Genomic DNA, 18,752 nt, shown 5'->3' with positions numbered 1-18,752 from the left:
TCCCATGCAAGTCTCGATTGCCGAAGCAAAGTCGAAGTTCGCCGATCTGATCCGCCGGGTTGAGGCGGGCGAGGATATCGAAGTGACGCGCTATGGGCGGCCTGTGGCTCGGCTCGTGGCGACGGCGCCGGGTCGGGCAGGGGGCTTGGTCGGCTGTATGGAAGGCGCATTCGAGGTCCCGGACGAGGACGACAGCGCGGCAACGGATGCCGAGATTGCGGAGATGTTCCTAGCGGCGGCTGGGCGGTCCGAGGGGTGAAACTCCTCCTCGATACACAGATCATTCTCTGGGCGGTGGTGAACCATCCGCGTTTGCCGGCCGCCTATGCGCGGCAGTTTTCGGCGCCAGGCACCGATCTCTACGTGTCGTCCGTGTCTGTCTGGGAAGTCGCGATCAAACGTGCCCTTGGCAAGTTGGATGTCCCCGAGGATTTGTTTGACCGGGTGCGTCAGGCCGGTGTGCTGCCCTTGCCCATTACCTGGGCCCATGCCGCCCACACGGAAACATTGCCGCCGCTGCACAAGGACCCGTTCGACCGGATGCTGATTGCCCAGGCCCAGTTGGAAGGGATGACTTTGGCGACGGCAGACGGAGAAATCGCACGCTACGACGTTGCGCGTCTTTGACCCGGTTTGGGTGACTGGCTGTCCCTGCCATGGGCGCGGGGACCTATGCGGACGCCCGTTTGCCGGGCCTGAGTGCGCTGTCTCAGCCAAGGCGGCCCGCCTGCCGCCGGACATAGCAAACTTGACCGACACGGCAGGACCCTGTTCCCTGATTTCTTAACATTCCAAGTCATAGAGATCGGCCCAGGTTATGTCAGCTTTTGATACCCAAAGAACTGAAATTAACGCAGGTGTGACGCGGGGGTTCGACATCGCGACCCTGACCGACGGGCGGACCATCGTCCTTTGGAACACGGATGCAAACGTGCGCACGGTCGATGGCCTGGTGCTGGATACCACGGGCGCTGTCGTCGGGGACCCGCTGTCCTTTTCAGACCTTTGGCCGGTGACCGATATTAAGGCGACCGATGACGGGGGCTTCGTCTTGGTCAGCTTTCGCTCCAACGGGATCGAGTTGGGCGGGGACCATCCTGGCTATACCCCCTTCGACCTAGACCGCACGGGCAGTGAGATTCGCTTGCAAGCCTTCGACGCCGCGGGGCAGGCGACGACCGAGGTTGAAACAGTCTCGGCAGGGGACGCCGTCTACCAAACCCCGCCCAAGATCACCCAATTGCCGGACGGCGGCTTTGCCCTGGTCTGGAGCGTGGCACAATTGACTCCGTTCGACGGGCAAAATGCATCTGGGGGGCGCTATGACGGCGCCGATCCGGTCGTCCAACTGCTGGATGCGAGCTTTGCCCCCGTTGGCGATTTGCGTGTGCTGCCCCCCGCAGCAGATGACACCTTTTCCGATCATGATGTGACAAGCGTTGTGACCTTGCAGGGCGGCGGCTTTGCCTATGCTTTCACTGCAGTAGACCGGTCAAACCCCCTGACGGATTTCGAGACACGGTTGGAATCCTACATTCAGGTCTTCGATGCCGCAGGGGAGCCCATCGGAGACCCGATAGAAGCGCGGGGGTCATCCCCGTTCGAGGTCGTCGGCTCCGGTTCCCAGGAGGTGCAGTTGATCGCGACGTCGAACGGTGGATTTGCGGCCATCTGGGATACATTCTTTGGGCCGTCATTCATTCAGACGTTCGATGCGACCGGCCAGACCATTGGCGCGCGGACGCAGCTGCTCCAGTCGGAGTTTGGGAATGTGGCGGGTCTCGTGGAAGGCGAAGGTGGTGTGCTGCGCGTGCTGTCGAACCAGAACTTCGACATCTTTACGAATAATCTCAGCGAAACCCAGGCGCTTGCCTTCGATCTTGCGCTGAACCCGGTGCATGCCGCCATCACGCTTGGCACGGAAACCCTCACGGATATCGAACTCGCCCGGCTGCCCGATGGCACCATCCTAGAGATCGTCAGCAAACAGGGCGACGGGGGTGGGGCGCCAACTCTGCAGGTGGATACCTATGACAGCCCCGCGTCCAACCGGGTTGCCGGCACCGTCGAGGATTTCGTCGTTGCAGGAACAGACCAGAGCGACAGCCTGATATTCGAGGACCCCCGAGTCACATCCATTTTCGAGTTCAGCGAAGGTTTCCTCCGCACGATTGACTATGAGCTGCCGGGCGGTGTCTTGCTGGGGCGGGCAGGCGACGACATCCTGTCGGGGGGCCGAAACAACGACGTGCTCGACGGCGGTCTGGGCGCCGACGTGATGATCGGCGGTCGCGGCAGCGATCTATTCATGGTCGACAATGCCGGTGACCGCGTGCTGGAAAGCGTTGACGACGCGGGGCGCGACACCGTTGTCGGCAGTGTCGATTTGGACCTGCGGGGTTTGGCCGTCGAGGAAGGTGTCCTTGTGGGGACCGACGACCTGTCGCTGACCGGCTCGTTTCGGACCGTGCAGTTGGTCGGGAACGCTGGCAGCAATGTGATCGCTGGCGGTGACCGTGATGAACTCATCGTGGGTGGGGGCGGCACCGACACCATCTCGGGTGGGCGCGGGGCCGATACCATCGAGGGGGACGATACCGGCGTCACGGTTCTTTATGAACATGACGACATCGACGCGGGCATCGTCGTCGATCTGTCCCGCTCGACCGCCCGCGATGGCTATGGCGATACGGATCTTCTGCTCGGCGTCAACGGGGTGACTGGCACGCGCTTTGATGACCGCATCGAGGGCGATGACAACCGCAGTCCTGAGACCTTCATCGGCGGGGCCGGAAACGACACGCTTCTTGGCAAGGAAGGCGAAGACAGTCTGATGGGCGGCGATGGCGTGGACCTGCTGGACGGCGGGCGCGGGGGCGATACGCTCTTGCTCGACAACGCTGCCCCGACCGGCGCCGTGGTTCGCTTGACCGAGACCGGCGAAGGGAAGATGCGCGACGGCTACGGAAACGAGGACGTGGTCATCTCGCTCAGCAATGTCATCGGCAGCATCCACAACGACGACATTTTCGGCCACGACGGTCGCAACCGGCTGGAGGACGGCGGCGGGAGCGACCTGCTGCGCGGGGGCCTTGGTGCGGATACCCTGGTCAGCACCGGGATGGAATCGACGCTGAACGGCGGCGCGGGCGATGACCTCTACCTCGTTAACGGGGCGTCCACCTTCATCGTCGAGGCGGGGACGGAACCGGGAGGGGTGGCCCAGGGCAATGACACGGTGCGGGCAACTGTGAACGTGGATCTGCGGGGCGCGGAGATTGAGACGATCATCCTGGAAGGATCGGCAAACATCGAGATCCGGGGCTCGCAAACGGCGGCGCGGATGGTCGGCAACGAGGGCAGCAACATCTTGGCTGGCTTCGGCGGTGCGGACACGATCACCGGCGGGGAGGGCGTGGATTACTTTGCGTTTGTCGACACCGGCGATGCCTCGGAGGGTCCCGTTCGGATCACCGATTGGTCGGAGGAGGATATTCTTGCCCTTGACGATCAATTCTTTGGACTTGGATCGGCGCGGATTTCGCCCCGGTCCGTCACCGAAGCTCAAGAGGCGCAGGCGAAGGCCCTGGGGCAGTTCACCTACGACAGCGCCACAGGCGAAGTGCGGATCGACCGAGATGGCCGCGATGGCCCGGAGGCGGCGCAGCTCGTGGCGATTATCGAGGGAGGCGGGCCCATCGACCGGGACGACGTTCTCCTGTTCTGAAACGGCGCGGGGCAGGGGGCCTGCGGCCAGACCGCGCCGCTCAGGATTCGCCCGGCGACTTGTTTAACGGACCTTCCCGCCGACGCGCGCCAGCCGTCTGTCGAACCTAGGCTCGTGCTGTGCTCCCTTTCCCTCCGTTGATTTGGGTGGGAAGGGTCGAGATCAACGCCGACCTATGGTGCGGCTCGTCTCATACCTTTGCCCTCCGCTCGGTCCGATGGATATCGCTACGGTCCAAGGGGTCAGAATCTTCCCCATGTCGAAGGGGCTGGATTGCCTTTGATGGCACCCGTCCGCCGCCTCGACGCAACAAATTACAACATATTCCGCATAGTTCAGAGGGAAATAGACCCACATAGGTCAGCATAAGTGACATATTCGCCAGTCTAAGGGGTCCCTCGTAGGATCTCTTAACGCTCGAACAGGAGCGACTTGGTCACTGCGATAAGCCCAAATAGAAAAGCACAGGACACCTCCAGCGAGCCGGGGGAAGGCGCTCGTCAGGTCACGGTGTTAGCCCGCGTGCCGACCCCGTTCCCTTTGCCGCTATGAAGGGTCGGATCAGCGCGCTAGGAGGCGCTTTAGGGCGACACTCCCGAAGACAGCCCCAGTCGCCCCGATCCAGACGGCGCCGTAGAGCGCGGCTGGGATCGCGTAGGCGCCGAAGGTTTCGCCATCGGGGAGGAGCAACGCCGCGATGGCGAGCGCTAGGGCGCCGTTCTGGACACCGGTCTCGACCGCGATGGTCTTCGCCTCGCGGTCCGATGCACCCAGCATTCGCGACACGGCCAAGCCGATGGCCGTCAGAAGGGCGAGCAAGGTCAACAGCCCGAAGCCCACCTGCCCGATATTGTTGGTCACCACGTCCCAGTTCGACGCGAAGGCCCCGAGGATCACCGCCACGAACAGCACCACGGCGAGCTTGGAGAAGGCCGGTGCGATGGCCGCCATCGCGCCTGGCGCGGCGATCCGCAGGGTCATGCCCAGGCCAATCGGCAGCGCGGTCAGCAGAAAGGCCGTGAAGGCCGCCTGCGCGATGTTCACGTCCGAGACGGCCTCCCCCATGAACTGTCCCATGGCGAAGGCGAGCACCACCGGAAGTGTCGCAATGCAGGTCAGGCTGAACGTTGCTGTGAGCGTCACCGAGAGCGCAACATCCCAATCCGCAAGTTTGGTGACGACGTTGCTCGCAGCGCCGCCGGGGCAAGCGGCCAGGATCATAAGGCCCACCGCGGTCTCGCCCGTGAAGCCGAATGCCAGGATGATGAGGTAAGCCACCACTGGCAGCAGCACGACCTGGTTTAGGGCTCCGATGAAGAAGGCCCGGGGGCGCGTCACGATCCGACGGAAGTCCGCCGTGGTGAGGTCCAAGCCGAGGCTGACCATGATGACGACAACCGCCAAGGGCAAAAGCGTCGCGACGAAGACGTCCACCTACCTTGCCCCCGTGTTGTTTGCGTCTCGGCATTCGTAGGCGCTGTGCCCCGCGCTGACCAGTACGGGCGTGAGGAGGAGGGGTCGTATTGCCCGGCTTTCGATCTAAAGCTGCTCCGGAATGGGGCGATGTCACGGCTCGGTCAGGCGGCAATTGCAGAGACACTGCGCACGAGGTCCGGAGTTGTTCGACCGATGACCTCCGGCGGCGCTGAGGACCTCAGTTCCGCAATGAGGCGAGGTTGCATGCCGAGCGACCGGGCCGCGGAATAGTCGCGCCGATGGGCGACTAAGACGTGGATGTCGCTGTGTGCCATGCCGAGCGAGGCGGCTAAGGACTCTAGCCGTGCGGCTACGGGCGATGAGGCCGGGGGGGCGAGGACAGGGGACAGTTTGCCCAATCGCGTCGCCTCGGTGCGTAAGGCTGCTGCCCGGACCAGGTTCGTGGTCAACTGCGGGTAATCCGAGACGAAGCCCGTGGGTCGTGGCATCCCGCCCGGGTTGCGTAAGGCCTCGAAGACGCTCTGGCGCACGGCGATTGGCGCGCCCCAGACAGCCTCGTTCAGCAAGTCCAGATAGCTGTCACGCAGCGCCCGGCGTTGCTTGGGTGATCCAGGCAAGTGGTTGATGAGGTCAAGCATCGAGATCGCGGCGATGCTTTGCGCGTGGTCCTCGGTGGTGAGGACCGCTGGGATCCCGTGCCTTGTGCAGGCGTCGTTGAAGGCCTGTCGCTCGAAGGCCGAGATGTCACAGAGGGCGTGGACGGAACAAATGATCAGGGCTTTCATTCTGCATCTCCTGCTGAGTGTGGCTCGGGGATCGGCACGCGGCGTCATCGGAAGAGCGTGACGGGCGTCCTTTGTTCGAGGTTCTGGGGACGGGATAGGCTAGACAGCGGCGCCAAGGATTGACCGTCGGGGCCAGGGTGTTGACCGGTGCGGCCAAGATGGCGGGCGGCGGGGTCCAGCCTGCGGAACCGGCATTTGTCGGGGTCATGCAAATGGGTGAGACGACGATGAGCGTGCCGGAGCCAGTCCGGCATCCGCTCTGTGGCAAGAACGCTGCTGGCACATCAACGCTGGCGGCGGACTGCATCGTCCTGATCTCGGAGGATGCGTTGCACGCGACCCTCTAGCCGGAGGAGCTGCGGGAGACGGTGGAGACGCATGTGGTGGTGCTGCGCGACGCAGGCCTGTCGGTTGCGCCGGACTTCCGGGCTAACACGGTCGAAAGCCGCGCTTGGATGCGCGGCCTTCGCCTGGACAGGGGTGGCGCACCCACTGCGTCTGCTGACGCCAACCGACAAGGGGTTCGACCTCGTCAATAATGATGAAGCGAAAGGGGCAAAGCGGGCCCCGGCGCAATCGCTCAGGCGGCCTGCGTTTCGGCCAACCAAAGCAGCCCGAGCAGGAGTAGGCCCGAGGCGGCGGCGCAGGCGACTGTCCGAACGCTGTTCCACAGGGTCCAGCGAGGCAAGTAGACCTCGGTCCAATAGGCGCGGGCCGTATCGGAGGCCGCATCCATCCGGGCGAGTGTCTCGTTCATCGGGACGTTGACGACGACCGTGACCCCGAAACAGCCAATGGCGTAGATCAGCCCCGCCAGCGTCAGCATCACTCCTGGCCCGCCGCCGACGATGAAACCCGAAGCGGCGACTGCCAGCGAAACGGGAGCCAAGCCGATGAACAGCGTCATGAAGACCCAGCGGAAGACCGCGCGGTTGACGGCTTGCATCGCCTCAACACCGGCATGGCCACCGGTCTGCGCGAGTGCGCGCATGATGAAGTCCGAGAAGGCCAGGAAGACCCCGCCGACGAGCGCATAGGCGATAACGATGAGTTGGAGGGAAAGGGAAAAGAAGGGGGACATCGGAGGGCTCCTGGGTGTGGGCAAGGGGATGCAGCGCTTTGCGCCTAAGGCTGTGCAGCGCGGGCGATCAGGCGTCTGCGAAAGGCGAAGAGGCAGAAGGCGGCGATGGCGATTTCAAGGGCCAGCGCGGCGAGGATGCCGGGGGAGGGTAGCCCATCAACAGCCAGGCCGATGAACCGCCCTGTGGGGAAGGCAAGGAACACGACGAGGGTCGCGGCCACCGCCAGTTGCGCCAAGGCGGAGCGCCAGATGCCGACCAGCATGAGGATGCCAAGCGTGGTCAGGCCGGCACCTGGCGCGCGCAACTCGCTCAGCAGGCTCGGGTCTTGCGCGATGGCAATACTATAGCTGGCATAGAAGGTTTGCGGTGCCAGGGTGATCGTTGCTCCGATGCCCACAGCCGTGAGGCCGGACAGGCAGAGGGCCAGCTTTTCCAATCGGGTCAGGGTCATAGGGAAGTCCTTGCGTGTTGGGGCCCGACGACGGCTCCGTCAGGGTCGGATGCTGCCGCCGGGCATGTGGTCAGGCTGCGATGGTCCAGGCCCCGCGCGATGCCGCGTCATGGGCGAACTCGATAAAGTCGCGCGGACCCCGGCCGAGCGCCCGCTCCACACCGTCGGTGACATACGCGTTGCGGCCGTCCAGCGTCTCGCGGGCGATCTTCGTAAAGACGTCGGCCACGAAGTCGTCACCGGCGGCGGCCACGTTCGCGTGGAAGTCCTCGAAGCTGATCGGCACGTGCCGGATGGGCCGGTCCAGCGTGTCGGACAGCACCTCGGCCATCTCGGCGAAGGTCATCAGGCGTGGGCCTGTCACCTCGTAGCGCTCGCCCAAGTGGCCGTCCTCGGTCAGGGCCGCCACCACGACGTCGGCGATGTCATCGATGTCGATGATCGGCTCGGCGATCTCGCCGCCCGGCATGGGCAGCACGCCCCCTAGGATCGGGTCACGCAGGTAGCCTTCGCTAAAGTTCTGCGCGAACCAGGCGGCGCGGACGATGGTAAAGCCTAGGCCGGAGTTCCGGACGACCTCTTCCCCCAACCCGGCGAAATGCTCGCCGCGCCCCGACAGGAGGACCATCTGTTCGAGGCCCGTGCCCTTCGCGACCTCGGTCAGCGCCTCCAATTTCTCGACGGCGCCGGGGAAGGCCAGGTCGGGGAAATACGTCACATAGGCCTTCCGGACGCCCGTCAGCGCGGGTGCCCAGGTCTCCGGCGCCTCCCAGTCGAAGGGGATGGTGGCGCCACGCGACCCGCGGCGGACGGGGATGCCCTTGGCGTCGAGACGGGAGACGACGCGTGCGCCGGTCTTGCCGGTGGCGCCGATGACGAGGATTGGGGGCGTTTGCATGGGAGGCTCCTTGGCTGAATGTGCAGGCCAAGGAATAGGCATCTGTCTCAGGCGTCTCTTGACATGGACTGCCAGCGTTTTGACCGGCGCGGCCAAATGCACCTACCGGTCGAGCGACTTCCGGTAGCTTGCGGGCGTCTGATCCGTCCATCGCTTGAAGGCGCGGGTGAAGGCGCTCTGCTCGGAAAAGCCTGTCAGGAAGGCTATTTCGGACAACGCGCATGCCTCGTCGCGGAGCATGCTGAGGGCCAGATCCCGGCGCGTTTCCTCCGCCAGCGCCTGGAAGCTGACACCGTGTTCGGCAAGGCGACGATGGAACGACCGCACGCTCAGCCCAAGGGTGCTGGCGACGTCCGCCATCTTCGGCAGACCCTCGCTTAGGACGCGCGCAATCTCGTCCTTGGTGGCGCGGACGAGGGTGGGTTCGGTCTCAAGCGCGCTCAGTTCGGCCTCAAGATGCGTCGTCAGGAAATCCGACAGCGCGCGGTCGCCAAGCCGGTTCTCGATCCCGAGCGTGGCTTCGCCAAACAGGATCGCGTCCTCCGCCCCATGGAACTGGACGTGGCAGCCAAAGAAGTCCTCGAAGAGCTGCGCATCGCGGGGCGGGGAATGGCGGAACGTGACCAAGTCCGGTGTTACCTTTCCCACGGCCACCTGATCAATCGCCCGGAACATCGCAGAGAGCCCGGCCTCGGGCGAGAAAACGAGGCCCGGGCCCGACCCTGCCAGAAGCTCCTGCCGCAGCACCGCAGCCCCGTCTCGCTGGTCCAGATGGTATCGGACGCTGTCCGACAGGAGCGAATGGTAGCGGGCCATCCGCTCCAACACCCCCGCGACGGTCGGTGCGGCTTTGCAGGCCAGCGCGAAGGTCCCGAACCGGTCGATGTCGATGGACCGCGCGTGCCGGATGGAGACCGCCGCCCGGTCCGGGACCCGTTCTGCGACCAGTCCGAGGATGTCGTAATGCGCCTGCGCCGCGAGTTTGCCGTTGGCGACCGACACTGTCAGGAGCGCTTCGTCGTCTTGGGACAGGCGTCCGTCCGGGGTCAGGACGAAACCGGCGGCAGCGGCGAAGTACTGGGTGACGATGAGCGAGACGGAGGGCAACTGCGGTATCGAATGGAAGAGGCGGTCAGTGCAGGTCGGGCTCTATAATACCATTCGGAGGGCGTGCTGGGAACGGTCTCTGGGCGTTGGGCCCGCTCGGCCCGCCCTTCGCGGTGTTCGTCCTGCGGGCCTCCGCGCACCGCGTGTGAGCGTTACCTGATCTGCGGCTCGAATTGGCGTTTAGAGGGGGGACGTTGGAGCATTTCGTCCGTCATCTCTTCTCGAAAGACCTCTGTGGGCCTCATCCCGATCTACTGGAAGCAGAATACAAATCGCTCGACGAATGGCAGCCGACCGTTCCCCAAATTGCTCTGCGAGCTGACGATTGACCGGCCCGAACCAGGCCCTGGTGGTCCGACATCACCTACGGCCCCATGTGGCAGGGCTTCTTCTACTCCATTGCGATCCACCGTATGACAGGGCATCGTTACAGACGAATTCCCGCCAGGTGTGGACTGATATAGCTGATGCGTGCTGTCCTTGCGGCTGTGAAACACGCTAAAGGCGGAGTTCTGCTCCGACGCGCTTGACTTGGCTATTGCGCCTTTGAGAGCCGGTATTATGAACACGCCATCGCGGGATATTGCTGCGCGATGCTCTGCCAAGAAAGCAACCAAGGGCCGCAGGTCTCGGCGTTCCCCTGGGCGAAGTTGCCTCGAAAGGCAGGCATCCGCATCTTTCCTACCGGCAGAGTTGCCTAGCAGATCGCCAGCTGGGCAATGGATGGACGGCAAGAAGCGCTTCCTTTTGCTGCGGGCCATTGCTTGCAGCAATGCCCTGCTGGGCAGCGGACAACATCTTCATCGAGCGGCTCTAGCGGTCTGTGACCAATGAATGCGCCTACCGGCACGCCTGAGAGACCGGGTCCGAGGCTCGCGCCGGACGGCGATCTGGTTCGACTTCTACAACCACCGGCGGGCTCACGCGGCCCTCAACGCGGATATCGCACACTTTGCCCTCTAGCCGCTGCGCGTACCGCAATCGGGCGGTCCACAAGCTCGCTACGGCGCCCGATCTAGCTTTGCGTGCGTGCGAGGCCGTTCCAAACAGCGGTTCGGACCTGGTACCCGATTTGGTAACTGGAGGGGCAAAATGTGATAGATGCCGCCGACGGAAGCTACCGGATAAACAAGTCAAACGTCAACAAATCAACTAGGGCATATTTGGATAACCTATGGATAACCCTGTGAATTGCAAATTTGGCCAAAAATGGTGAGGGGGAAAAGTGTGATGGTTAGAAGACTATTACCGTTTAGAAACAGCGCCTTACTTCCGAAGAATTAGAAAAGAAGAAAAGAACGCGCACGGCAAAACTGGCACCGCGCGGCCTCCCGCAGAAAAACACAAGAATTACCTACCTCCACACGCTAAGCGGGTAGGATCAGAGGGATCTGGATATGCAAGGGAAGTTCAAGGTCCAGCGCTCACCGCTAAACAATGATGGGTTTGACCTGACGTTCAGAATTGTGGCGTTGGACGACGACCTGCGAGAAAAAGCCGTCTCTACGCTCGATCCTGACGAGCGGACAGCGCTTCTAGAGAACATCGCAGGGCTCCCCGTTCGGGAGGGGTAAGGCTCATGACGAGTTTCTGAATGGCCAGAAGGTCCGACACCAGGTCATCCCCGCCCTCGACCCCATCAATCGACAGAAGATCGTCCAGAGACAGATCCAGGTATCGCGCCACACCCACGGCATCTACCAACCGGATGTTCTCCATGTCACCGCTGAAGAACTTGTAGCCGACACTTCGACTGACGGCGCCCGCGTCGATCATCATGCTAACAGACTGCCCACGTCGCTTCAGAGCCTCGCGAACCGCCTGCCGGAACACCTCGTTTGCACTGTCACCCATCCGACCTCTCTTTCTACTTTCACAAGGCAAAGTTGTTCGTAACTGTCAGCTTTGCCTGACAGGTAAATTCCCACCGTGCTATACAAGGGGGCCTTCACAAAAACATGCCAGCCCTTGCTACTGAGCATCATGGTCGTTTTGTTGACAACAGGTTATCACCCCGCGCTCGTTCAGAGATGCGCATAACAGGCCCGAGAAGGCCGCCGAGATGCTGGGGCATCGGACCTTTACGTTCAAAGCAGTACTGTCAAATGAAACAAGGACATCTGTCAGTAGCCTTCAAGGTTGGCCCAACGCAGAGAGCGAGAAGATCACGGTGAAAACATTCACGACAAGCGGCCACACTTTCTACAAAAAGTTCGTGGATGCCGACTGGAACAACGAATTGTTAGTGCTGAATAAGAAAGACAAGAACGGGGCGCGGGAAGCGGTCTCGTTCAACGTAGTAACGTGATGCGTATCCTACGAAAATGTCGTAAAAAATACGACTTTCGTGACATACTGCTCGTCTTAGACAGGACGGCTATCATCTTCGTACATCGCTTCAAAAAAGAACCCTTGAATGAAACCCGTGCGAGGGTTCATGGCTCGAAATTCCGCTCTGCGTCGCATGCGCACACACGGGATCGCTCGTGGCCGATCTACGCGCCGTAGCCTTCAGTGATACGCCATCCCCCGACCTGGCATGGCTCCTGTAGAGACCTGCGTTCAGGTGGGCGCTCCCTCCCGCACGGCTGTCTGGAAGGCGATCGGGAATACGAAAAAGCGTGGTCCGCTGCTCGGTCGGTCCCAAAAGCACCGGTTCGACCGGCCGCTAATCAGCCATTTATTGGCGCTTGCTGCCACGGCAGAGTCCAGTCCTTCGACCATTTCCTGCTCGAGAACAGCGGCTTTACTTTAGAATGAAGTTCCCATATAGGTATTTTAAGGTAGGAATTCCTAATTGGGAACTTAGATCTTGTTCCTAAGGAGAGACTGCAACAGTGCAACGCAATGGAGGTATCATGCTTTCAGACTTCGAAGAGCGGTTCTGTCATGAGTACCTGACAGACCTAAACGCGACCAAAGCCTATGCCCGCGCCAAAGGGCGGGCTGATAGGCCAAGGAAAGGTGATCGCTCGGCTGCCAGCCGCCTGCGTACTTTGAAGTGTGTCGATGATCGAATTGTCGAGCTTATAGCCGCCCGCAACGCCAAGGTGGACATAGATAACGTTCGCGTCGTCCAGCACCTGGCCGCTATCGCCTTCTCATCAATGGCCGACTTCGTTGAGACAGACGAAAACGGCAACCGTCGGATCACCTTAGATCGTGCCCCCCAAGAAGCGTTGATTGCCGTCACACAGTTCAAAACAGAAGTGGACGCGACCTACAGCGGTGATGGCGATAACCGTAAGGTCGTGTCGAAAGTTACCAAGTCGCGCATCAAGCTGAACGGCGACAAGTTTCGCGCCCTCATCAAGCTTGGCGAGCATATCGGCCTGTTCACCAAGGGTGGGGACGAGTTGGCCGCCTTCACTCAGAGCGTCATGGAGGGTATGACCCACCCTCTTCCTTCTAACCAACCGGTGTCTGAGAGGCAGGCCATTAAAGGAGGGTAGCACGCGCCAAACCGAGCCGTATCATGAGGTTGATGCGACCATGTTGGAGGCTATCTCCCGGCAGGTTCCGCCCGCTGTTGATGTGGCCATTCGATGTGAGAACCGCCCTCTGCATGGGCAGTTCATGGTCACCGTCAGAGGCCATTATCTGGGGCCGATCCAAATCTGAGCGCTTCCCAAGCTATCTCTTCAACAGTCCCCAGAGGGTTGCACATTCTATTGGCGCGCGGATGGTGAAGTGCCAAGATGCCGTCTGGTGCGAAGGCGCTTGCCCCGTGCGTCCTCATTGCGCTCTGCATTGACATGGCCACGGCGGCGAAAGCCGATGCCCCACGGGATGACCATGGACACGTCCTCCTTGATGATCGCATTCGCCAGGCGATGCATGGCTCCTAGGCCAGTGTCTCGGGGATCAGCGTTGGCGTTTCATGTCTGGCGCCATCTACAAGATCCGACTGAAAGAAGATGCTGACGATGAGAGCGGCGCCCTTGTTCGGCCCTTCATCCTCCACGACCGTTATGCCCCTTTCACCAAGCGTTGCTCGCCTACAATCGGCTGTCTGTCCCAAAGGGCCGCCAACACGGGATCACGACCGTCGCTTCGATCTATGCCCTCGAATCCGTGGCCTGGAAGCCCACCACGCCACCAGCATCATCGCCCAGACCTCCTGTGCCCTTGGGGATCTTTCGATTAAAGGTCCGCTTCGCTCAAGGGGACGTCAGTGCGTCTCCCGATCACTGTCGGGATGCCGTGTCGACGATATCCGAGGCCCCCAAGGCCAAGTCGACCATTGCTCATGGGCTCTGAAACGTTCGCGAAGTCCTCGAATGGCGTCTCAAGCAGAGGACGTTCGAGACACTGCCCAAGGATCTTCCGGACTACCTGCACCTCTCGCGTCGATTATGGCGAAGCGCTGCTCAGCCTGCGCCGGAACTATCCGCAGATCCAGGAGGCCGAGGGGATGCTCGCAGCCATGCCGCGCAGAACACTGCTGGAGCGGCGCAACAGGGCGGTCTTCGCGACGGTCTTTCTCGGCGCATTGCGAGAAGAAGCCGCGATCTAATTGCTTGAGAGCGTCACTTATCTCGCTGCGCTGCCTCAAAACTTCTTTAATTTCAAGTGGTGACTTGTCGCGGAATGCGGAGTGGAGTTGAGGGCGGATTTCAGGGCCCGCTCCTTTGTGTCGGGGGCGATAGGGGCAAATGGGGGCTTATTTCGCCCTCGGGATAAGGTCGTGTTGGACGGCATCCGAATGGGACATGCGACTCTGGGGCTCATTGAGCATGGCCGTGCAGATCGAAGCTTGGGCGTCGTCTGGGCTTGGGAGAGAGTGCGCGGACCGGCGCATTGAAGATTTAAGGCAGGATGTGGGTTGGCGGATTTGGCGCCAGCGACGCGATCCTGTGGTGGCGAGTGTGACGAGGGGGTGCGGCCATGGCGGAGCAGCGCAATTCAGTGGGTGTGGACGGGACCGGCAAAGCGGCATCGACGCTTGGCGATGGCTCCGAAGTGGTGCTGAGCGGGGCGACTGAGGACTTTGCGACGGCGGATGCAGGTCCCAACGTGGTGGCCGCAGGGGGCGGCAACGACACCCTGCGCGGCGGTGACGGGGGCGACCTGCTCGATGGGGATGCAGGCGATGACCTGCTGGACGGGCAGGGCGGGGACGACACGCTGATCGGGGGCGCGGGGTCCGACACGCTGGTGGGCGGGGCAGGGCGCGACCGCTTCGCCATCACGGCGGGTCAATCCGGGACCAAGGTCATCGCCGATTACATCGCGGGCGAGGACCAGATCGAACTGGCGGGCTATGGCCGGTTGGGCCCCTCTGACATCTCGGTGGACCGGGTGGACGGCGACCTGCGGGTGACGTTTGCCGACGGACAGGCCGTTGTGTTGGCGGGGATCAGCTCCCTGTCCGGGGTGTCCCTGGCGGATGTGCTGGCGGTGGATCAGGGGCGCGACGTTGACACCGATGGCCTGACGCCGCTGCACCTGACTGAGGCCGATGATCGGTATTCGTCCAACGGTACGACGGATGACCGGATCGACGCGGGCGCGGGCGATGACGTCGTGCAGGCCGGGGCCGGGGATGACACGATCATCGGGGGCGCGGGCGCCGACACCATGGAGGGCGGCGCGGGCGCGGATGTGTTCCGCATAAATGGCGCCGATCTGAGCGGGCCGGGGGCCACGGATGTGATCCGGGGGTTCACGTCCGGCGTGGACAAGGTGCAATTCGTGGGCCTGCCGGGTGTTGCCAGCTTGGGCGATCTGGCCGGACGCCTGACGACCGTTGACGGCAATATCGCGCTGGATTTCGGCGGCGGGCATCGGCTGGTGTTTGAGGGCATCACGCGGATCGGCCAGTTGAGCCCCCAGGACGCCATCCTGGGCGGCGACGCGCCAGAGATCGCGGTTGCCCTAGCCGACGACACCGGCGACAGCGCCACGGATGGCGTGACAACGGCCACCGGGATCACGGGCACGGTCTCCGACGACGTGGGGCTGGACCGGCTGGAGGTGCGCGTGGATGGGGGTCCCTGGATCGACATCACGCAGTTCCTGCGCCCCGACAACAGCTTCGCCATTTCTGAGGCGCTGGTGGCGCGCAGCCTGGGCGAAGGGAGCTTTGCCGCCGAGTTCCGCGTCACCGACGTGGAGGGGAAATCGGTCGTGGCCGACCTGCCCCTGACCATCGACGCCACGGGGCCGGGCCTCGCCTCGGGCCTGGATGTGACACTCGACGAGGTGGTCTCGTCCCTGCGCCTTCGCTTCGATGAGCCGCTCTCGGGTGACACGCCGCTGCCGGAGGCGTTTGCCGTCACGGGGGCGGATGGTCCGGTCACGGTCACCTCGGTCGACCGGCTGAGCCCGTCTGAGGTGCGGCTCAACCTCGCCTCGGCGTTGGAGGGCGGGGTCTTCGCCGTCACCGGCACGGTCGCGGATGTGGCGGGGAACACCAGCCAAATCGGCGGCGACGTGACGATCAACGCGGCCACCCGCGTGACCGAGATCCGCCCCGCCGATGGGGCGCAGCGGGCCAACCTGGACGGCAAGATCACCGTCGCCTTCAGCGCGCCCATGGACGAGGCGACCTTGGATGCGGGCAGCGTGCAGATCACCGCCTTGGGGGAGGCCCTGGCCGGTCGCTATGACCTGTCCTCCGATGGCAAGCTGCTGACGTTTTTCCCCGAGGACCTACTGCCCGCGGGCACCGAAGTGCGCGTGGCTTTCGACGACAGCCTCCGCGATGCCGATGGCGCACCGGTGCAGGTGCCCCCGCCCGCCAGCTTCCAGACGGTCTCGCTGACGCAGGTGCCGGGGACCAATGTGGAGGGCTTCATCTTTGATGCCAACTACCGCGATGAGGACGGTCTCGACATCCCGCTGGAGGGGGTCGTCGTCTCGGTGATCGGCCTGCCTGGTGTGACGGCGACCACGGATGCGGCGGGGCGGTTCCTGCTGGAAGACCTGCCGATCCCGCTGGCCTATCTGCAATTCGACGCCTCCAACGTCACCAACCGGCCGGAGTTCGATTACGGCACCATCGACAAACCGGTCGAGACGGTGGCGGGTCAGACCATTGGTCTGCGCTCTGGGGACAAGGCGTTTAACATCTACTTCGCGGCCCTGGCCGAGGCGGATGTGACGGAGTTGACCCCCGGCGAGACGACCGAGGCCGGGATCGGCGAGAACGGGTTGGCCAACCTGACGGAGATCTTCCCCGGCATCGACCCCGCCCATTGGGAGCAACTGAAGGTCATCATCCCCGCCGACAGCCTGACCCGCGACGACGGCAGCCTGGTGGATCAGGTCCAGGTCATGGCCTTCGAGCCCGACCGCATCCCCGCGCCCCTGCCGCCCGGCTTCGACCCGACAGTGGTCTTCACGGTCAAGGCCGAAGACGCCACCAACGTCGACGGCAACGCCCAGATCGAGTTCCCCAACATCGACCAGCTGGAGCTGGGCGCCGAACGCCCCATCCTCAGCTTCGACCACGACGCCGGCGTCTGGATCCAAACCGGCACCGCTATCGTGGTGGACGACGGAGACGGCGGAACGATCCTCCGATCCGAAGGCGACACAGGGGTCAACACACTCGGGTGGAAGTTCGCCGCTTTCCTGCGCTGGCTCGGCTTCTCCGAGCGCACGACGCGACTGCTGGAAAAGGCTCTTGATAACACCATAGAGGGCTTGCGCGAGTCCGCAGCCGCAGTGCTCAACGGCGCTGCAGCGGTCGTCAAAGCGATCGACACGATCGTTCCTGCCGAGGAGGTAGGCGCAGGCGTTGCTGAGACGCTGACCGTGGGCGCCGCGGGCGCCGTTCTGGGCATCGCGGCCGGCGAGACGTCGAAGACGGTGCGGCTGGCGACGAGTGGGGACAACGTCGACGAGGTCGACGGGGCGGTTGTTCTGGAGGCGTTCAGCGTGAGCGGGGGGGCCTTTGCGGGCGGTGCGCCGTTGGTTCGGGCGACGTCCTGGGTGCTGGACAATGACGGGGCTGCGAATGGACCTGCGCTGTTTGTGTCGCGGCCCGTGTTGCGGGAGGGGGACACGGGTGAGCGGCTGGCGGTGTTCGAGCTGTCCCTGTCGCGGCCTGCGCCTTCGGGGTTCGAGGTGCGCTATGCGACGGTGGACGGCTCTGCGGAGGCGGGGTCCGACTACGAGGCGACGTCTGGGACGGTTCGGTTTGTGGCGGGTCAGCAGACGGCGTCGGTCGCGGTGGTTGTGACGGGGGACACGGCTGTCGAGGCCTCCGAGACCTTCACGCTGTCGGTCGAGGAGGTGGTGGGCGACGGCGCCAGCCCGGTGCTCGACGCGATCTCGCTGGTCGAGGCGACGATCCTCGATGACGACGCGGGCGGGGAGGCGTTCGTGTTTGCCCCTCAAGCTGTGCTCGAGAATACCCTTATAAATGCACCAGCTCCAATTCCATCTCAAACGAAGGATATCGACAGTGATCTTCAAGACGTTCTCGCCACGTCGGGTCTTCCCGATGCGTACATGGACAATTTCTTAGTGTAGGCCAAGCTTATGAGGTGCTGTCCTATGATGAGCGCTACATCTTGTCAGGCGAGTTCTTGCGGCGGTAGTCGATATGGATGGCGCGGGGTTCGACGGGATCGAACGGTTTCCGGAAAACCGCCCGGACAAGGCCGTAGTCGCGCGACTTCCAGTGCTGGGAGTTGTCGAACTCTTCCCCGTGCTAGGGACGACCGTAGAGGTGGGTGATCTCATCATCATCAGGCCAGTCGAAGCCGGGCCGATAGAGACGGAAGAGGAGCTTAAGAACGCCGTGGCCTCCAGTCCGAGCTGAAGCATGCGTCTAATCTGGGAAAAGTTGTTGAAGTAACCGTTTCTTTTGTAGCCGAAGATGGCGAGCGGATCGACGTCGAGCATGGCGCAGAACGCCATCATTTATTTGCTGGGCGTAGCAACCCCATCCAAAAGCCAACTCCAGAGTGCCGTTCACTAGCGAGGCTTGGGAAAATCCGGTTGCGTCGCAGGGTGATCTTCCCAGTCTGCTGAAGGCTGTTAAAGCCCGCCAAACCTGAAGTTTGCGCAGGCTTCTGTTACTCGCCTGCGGACAAAAGCCGCCATGTCATCCGGTCTCGCAGTTGTAGAACTGGATGACAACACTTGAGAATAGTGACTCCATCTACCGTATGTGCGCGCTTAGCCGACATAGATCGCGTGGGCTGTACGATAAATTGGTTTTGGAATGACTGGGGATAGATTAGATGAATTATGTAAGTGACCTGCTCCCCTGAAAGGTCCGCGGTTTGAAGTTAGCCTGTTCTCCAAACGA

General features: G+C 62.7%; 13 protein-coding genes. 6 read left to right on the top strand and 7 right to left on the bottom strand.

What is annotated here, in order from left to right; all coding sequences use genetic code 11:
- Positions 1 to 4: 4 nt before the first annotated feature.
- The 3 genes from K5R33_RS18455 (at position 5) to K5R33_RS18445 (ending at position 3,727) form a co-directional block, all read left to right on the top strand.
- Positions 5 to 259 carry a type II toxin-antitoxin system Phd/YefM family antitoxin gene (locus tag K5R33_RS18455; RefSeq protein ID WP_220750562.1) on the top strand — a complete coding sequence of 85 codons (255 nt, stop codon included), beginning with the start codon at positions 5 to 7 and terminating at the stop codon, positions 257 to 259.
- The gene (locus K5R33_RS18450) at positions 256 to 627 is read left to right on the top strand and encodes a type II toxin-antitoxin system VapC family toxin (RefSeq protein WP_220750561.1); all 372 of its coding nucleotides are present in this window, start codon (positions 256 to 258) and stop codon (positions 625 to 627) included. Before K5R33_RS18455 ends, K5R33_RS18450 begins: the two co-directional genes overlap by 4 nt.
- A gap of 190 nt (positions 628 to 817) precedes the next feature.
- On the top strand, positions 818 to 3,727 hold the full coding sequence (locus K5R33_RS18445) for a calcium-binding protein (protein ID WP_220750560.1): 2,910 nt from the start codon (positions 818 to 820) through the stop codon (positions 3,725 to 3,727).
- A 561-nt stretch (positions 3,728 to 4,288) separates the two neighbouring features.
- On the opposite strand, the gene K5R33_RS18440 is transcribed toward K5R33_RS18445, so the two are convergent.
- Both K5R33_RS18440 and K5R33_RS18435 read right to left on the bottom strand, forming a co-directional pair.
- The gene (locus tag K5R33_RS18440) at positions 4,289 to 5,161 is read right to left on the bottom strand and encodes a bile acid:sodium symporter family protein (RefSeq protein WP_220750559.1); all 873 of its coding nucleotides are present in this window, start codon (positions 5,159 to 5,161) and stop codon (positions 4,289 to 4,291) included.
- 143 nt (positions 5,162 to 5,304) lie between these two features.
- Positions 5,305 to 5,949, bottom strand: coding sequence for a hypothetical protein (locus tag K5R33_RS18435; protein ID WP_220750558.1), 645 nt, complete (start codon positions 5,947 to 5,949; stop codon positions 5,305 to 5,307).
- Between the two features lie 137 nt (positions 5,950 to 6,086).
- Here K5R33_RS18435 and K5R33_RS18430 point away from each other — a divergent pair, with 137 nt between their 5' ends.
- Positions 6,087 to 6,296 (top strand): hypothetical protein, encoded by a 210-nt coding sequence (locus tag K5R33_RS18430; protein WP_220750557.1) that lies wholly within the window; start codon positions 6,087 to 6,089, stop codon positions 6,294 to 6,296.
- A gap of 233 nt (positions 6,297 to 6,529) precedes the next feature.
- On the opposite strand, the gene K5R33_RS18425 is transcribed toward K5R33_RS18430, so the two are convergent.
- From K5R33_RS18425 to K5R33_RS18405, 5 genes are all read right to left on the bottom strand, one after another.
- Positions 6,530 to 7,030 (bottom strand): anthrone oxygenase family protein, encoded by a 501-nt coding sequence (locus tag K5R33_RS18425; protein WP_220750556.1) that lies wholly within the window; start codon positions 7,028 to 7,030, stop codon positions 6,530 to 6,532.
- A 44-nt stretch (positions 7,031 to 7,074) separates the two neighbouring features.
- Positions 7,075 to 7,482: a DUF4345 domain-containing protein gene (locus tag K5R33_RS18420; RefSeq protein WP_220750555.1), complete on the bottom strand. Its 408-nt coding sequence runs from the start codon at positions 7,480 to 7,482 to the stop codon at positions 7,075 to 7,077.
- A 70-nt stretch (positions 7,483 to 7,552) separates the two neighbouring features.
- Entirely contained in the window at positions 7,553 to 8,380 is an 828-nt protein-coding gene (locus tag K5R33_RS18415) for a Rossmann-fold NAD(P)-binding domain-containing protein (protein WP_220750554.1), read from the bottom strand.
- A gap of 102 nt (positions 8,381 to 8,482) precedes the next feature.
- Positions 8,483 to 9,487, bottom strand: a complete 1,005-nt coding sequence (locus tag K5R33_RS18410; RefSeq protein WP_220750553.1) for a helix-turn-helix domain-containing protein — start codon at positions 9,485 to 9,487, stop codon at positions 8,483 to 8,485.
- A gap of 1,503 nt (positions 9,488 to 10,990) precedes the next feature.
- On the bottom strand, positions 10,991 to 11,341 hold the full coding sequence (locus K5R33_RS18405; RefSeq protein ID WP_220750552.1) for a hypothetical protein: 351 nt from the start codon (positions 11,339 to 11,341) through the stop codon (positions 10,991 to 10,993).
- Between the two features lie 1,004 nt (positions 11,342 to 12,345).
- Here K5R33_RS18405 and K5R33_RS18400 point away from each other — a divergent pair.
- Both K5R33_RS18400 and K5R33_RS18395 read left to right on the top strand, forming a co-directional pair.
- Positions 12,346 to 12,939: a terminase small subunit gene (locus K5R33_RS18400; RefSeq protein ID WP_220750551.1), complete on the top strand. Its 594-nt coding sequence runs from the start codon at positions 12,346 to 12,348 to the stop codon at positions 12,937 to 12,939.
- A gap of 1,435 nt (positions 12,940 to 14,374) precedes the next feature.
- The gene (locus tag K5R33_RS18395; RefSeq protein ID WP_220750550.1) at positions 14,375 to 17,968 is read left to right on the top strand and encodes an Ig-like domain-containing protein; all 3,594 of its coding nucleotides are present in this window, start codon (positions 14,375 to 14,377) and stop codon (positions 17,966 to 17,968) included.
- Positions 17,969 to 18,752: the final 784 nt, after the last annotated feature.

Origin of the sequence: Jannaschia pagri, from assembly GCF_019655435.1 — a bacterium.
Taxonomy (GTDB): domain Bacteria; phylum Pseudomonadota; class Alphaproteobacteria; order Rhodobacterales; family Rhodobacteraceae; genus Jannaschia; species Jannaschia pagri.
Note: the sequence above shows the minus strand (reverse complement) of the source record. Positions and strands in the feature narration are given on the sequence as shown.

Bases quoted from the DNA above. Each gene is read 5' to 3' on its own strand.
- K5R33_RS18455 (WP_220750562.1), top strand. From the start codon at position 5: ATGCAAGTCTCGATTGCCGAAGCAAAGTCGAAGTTCGCCGATCTGATC.
- K5R33_RS18445 (WP_220750560.1), top strand. From the start codon at position 818: ATGTCAGCTTTTGATACCCAAAGAACTGAAATTAACGCAGGTGTGACG.
- K5R33_RS18435 (WP_220750558.1), bottom strand. From the start codon at position 5,949: ATGAAAGCCCTGATCATTTGTTCCGTCCACGCCCTCTGTGACATCTCG.
- K5R33_RS18425 (WP_220750556.1), bottom strand. From the start codon at position 7,030: ATGTCCCCCTTCTTTTCCCTTTCCCTCCAACTCATCGTTATCGCCTAT.
- K5R33_RS18420 (WP_220750555.1), bottom strand. From the start codon at position 7,482: ATGACCCTGACCCGATTGGAAAAGCTGGCCCTCTGCCTGTCCGGCCTC.
- K5R33_RS18415 (WP_220750554.1), bottom strand. From the start codon at position 8,380: ATGCAAACGCCCCCAATCCTCGTCATCGGCGCCACCGGCAAGACCGGC.
- K5R33_RS18405 (WP_220750552.1), bottom strand. From the start codon at position 11,341: ATGGGTGACAGTGCAAACGAGGTGTTCCGGCAGGCGGTTCGCGAGGCT.
- K5R33_RS18400 (WP_220750551.1), top strand. From the start codon at position 12,346: ATGCTTTCAGACTTCGAAGAGCGGTTCTGTCATGAGTACCTGACAGAC.
- K5R33_RS18395 (WP_220750550.1), top strand. From the start codon at position 14,375: ATGGCGGAGCAGCGCAATTCAGTGGGTGTGGACGGGACCGGCAAAGCG.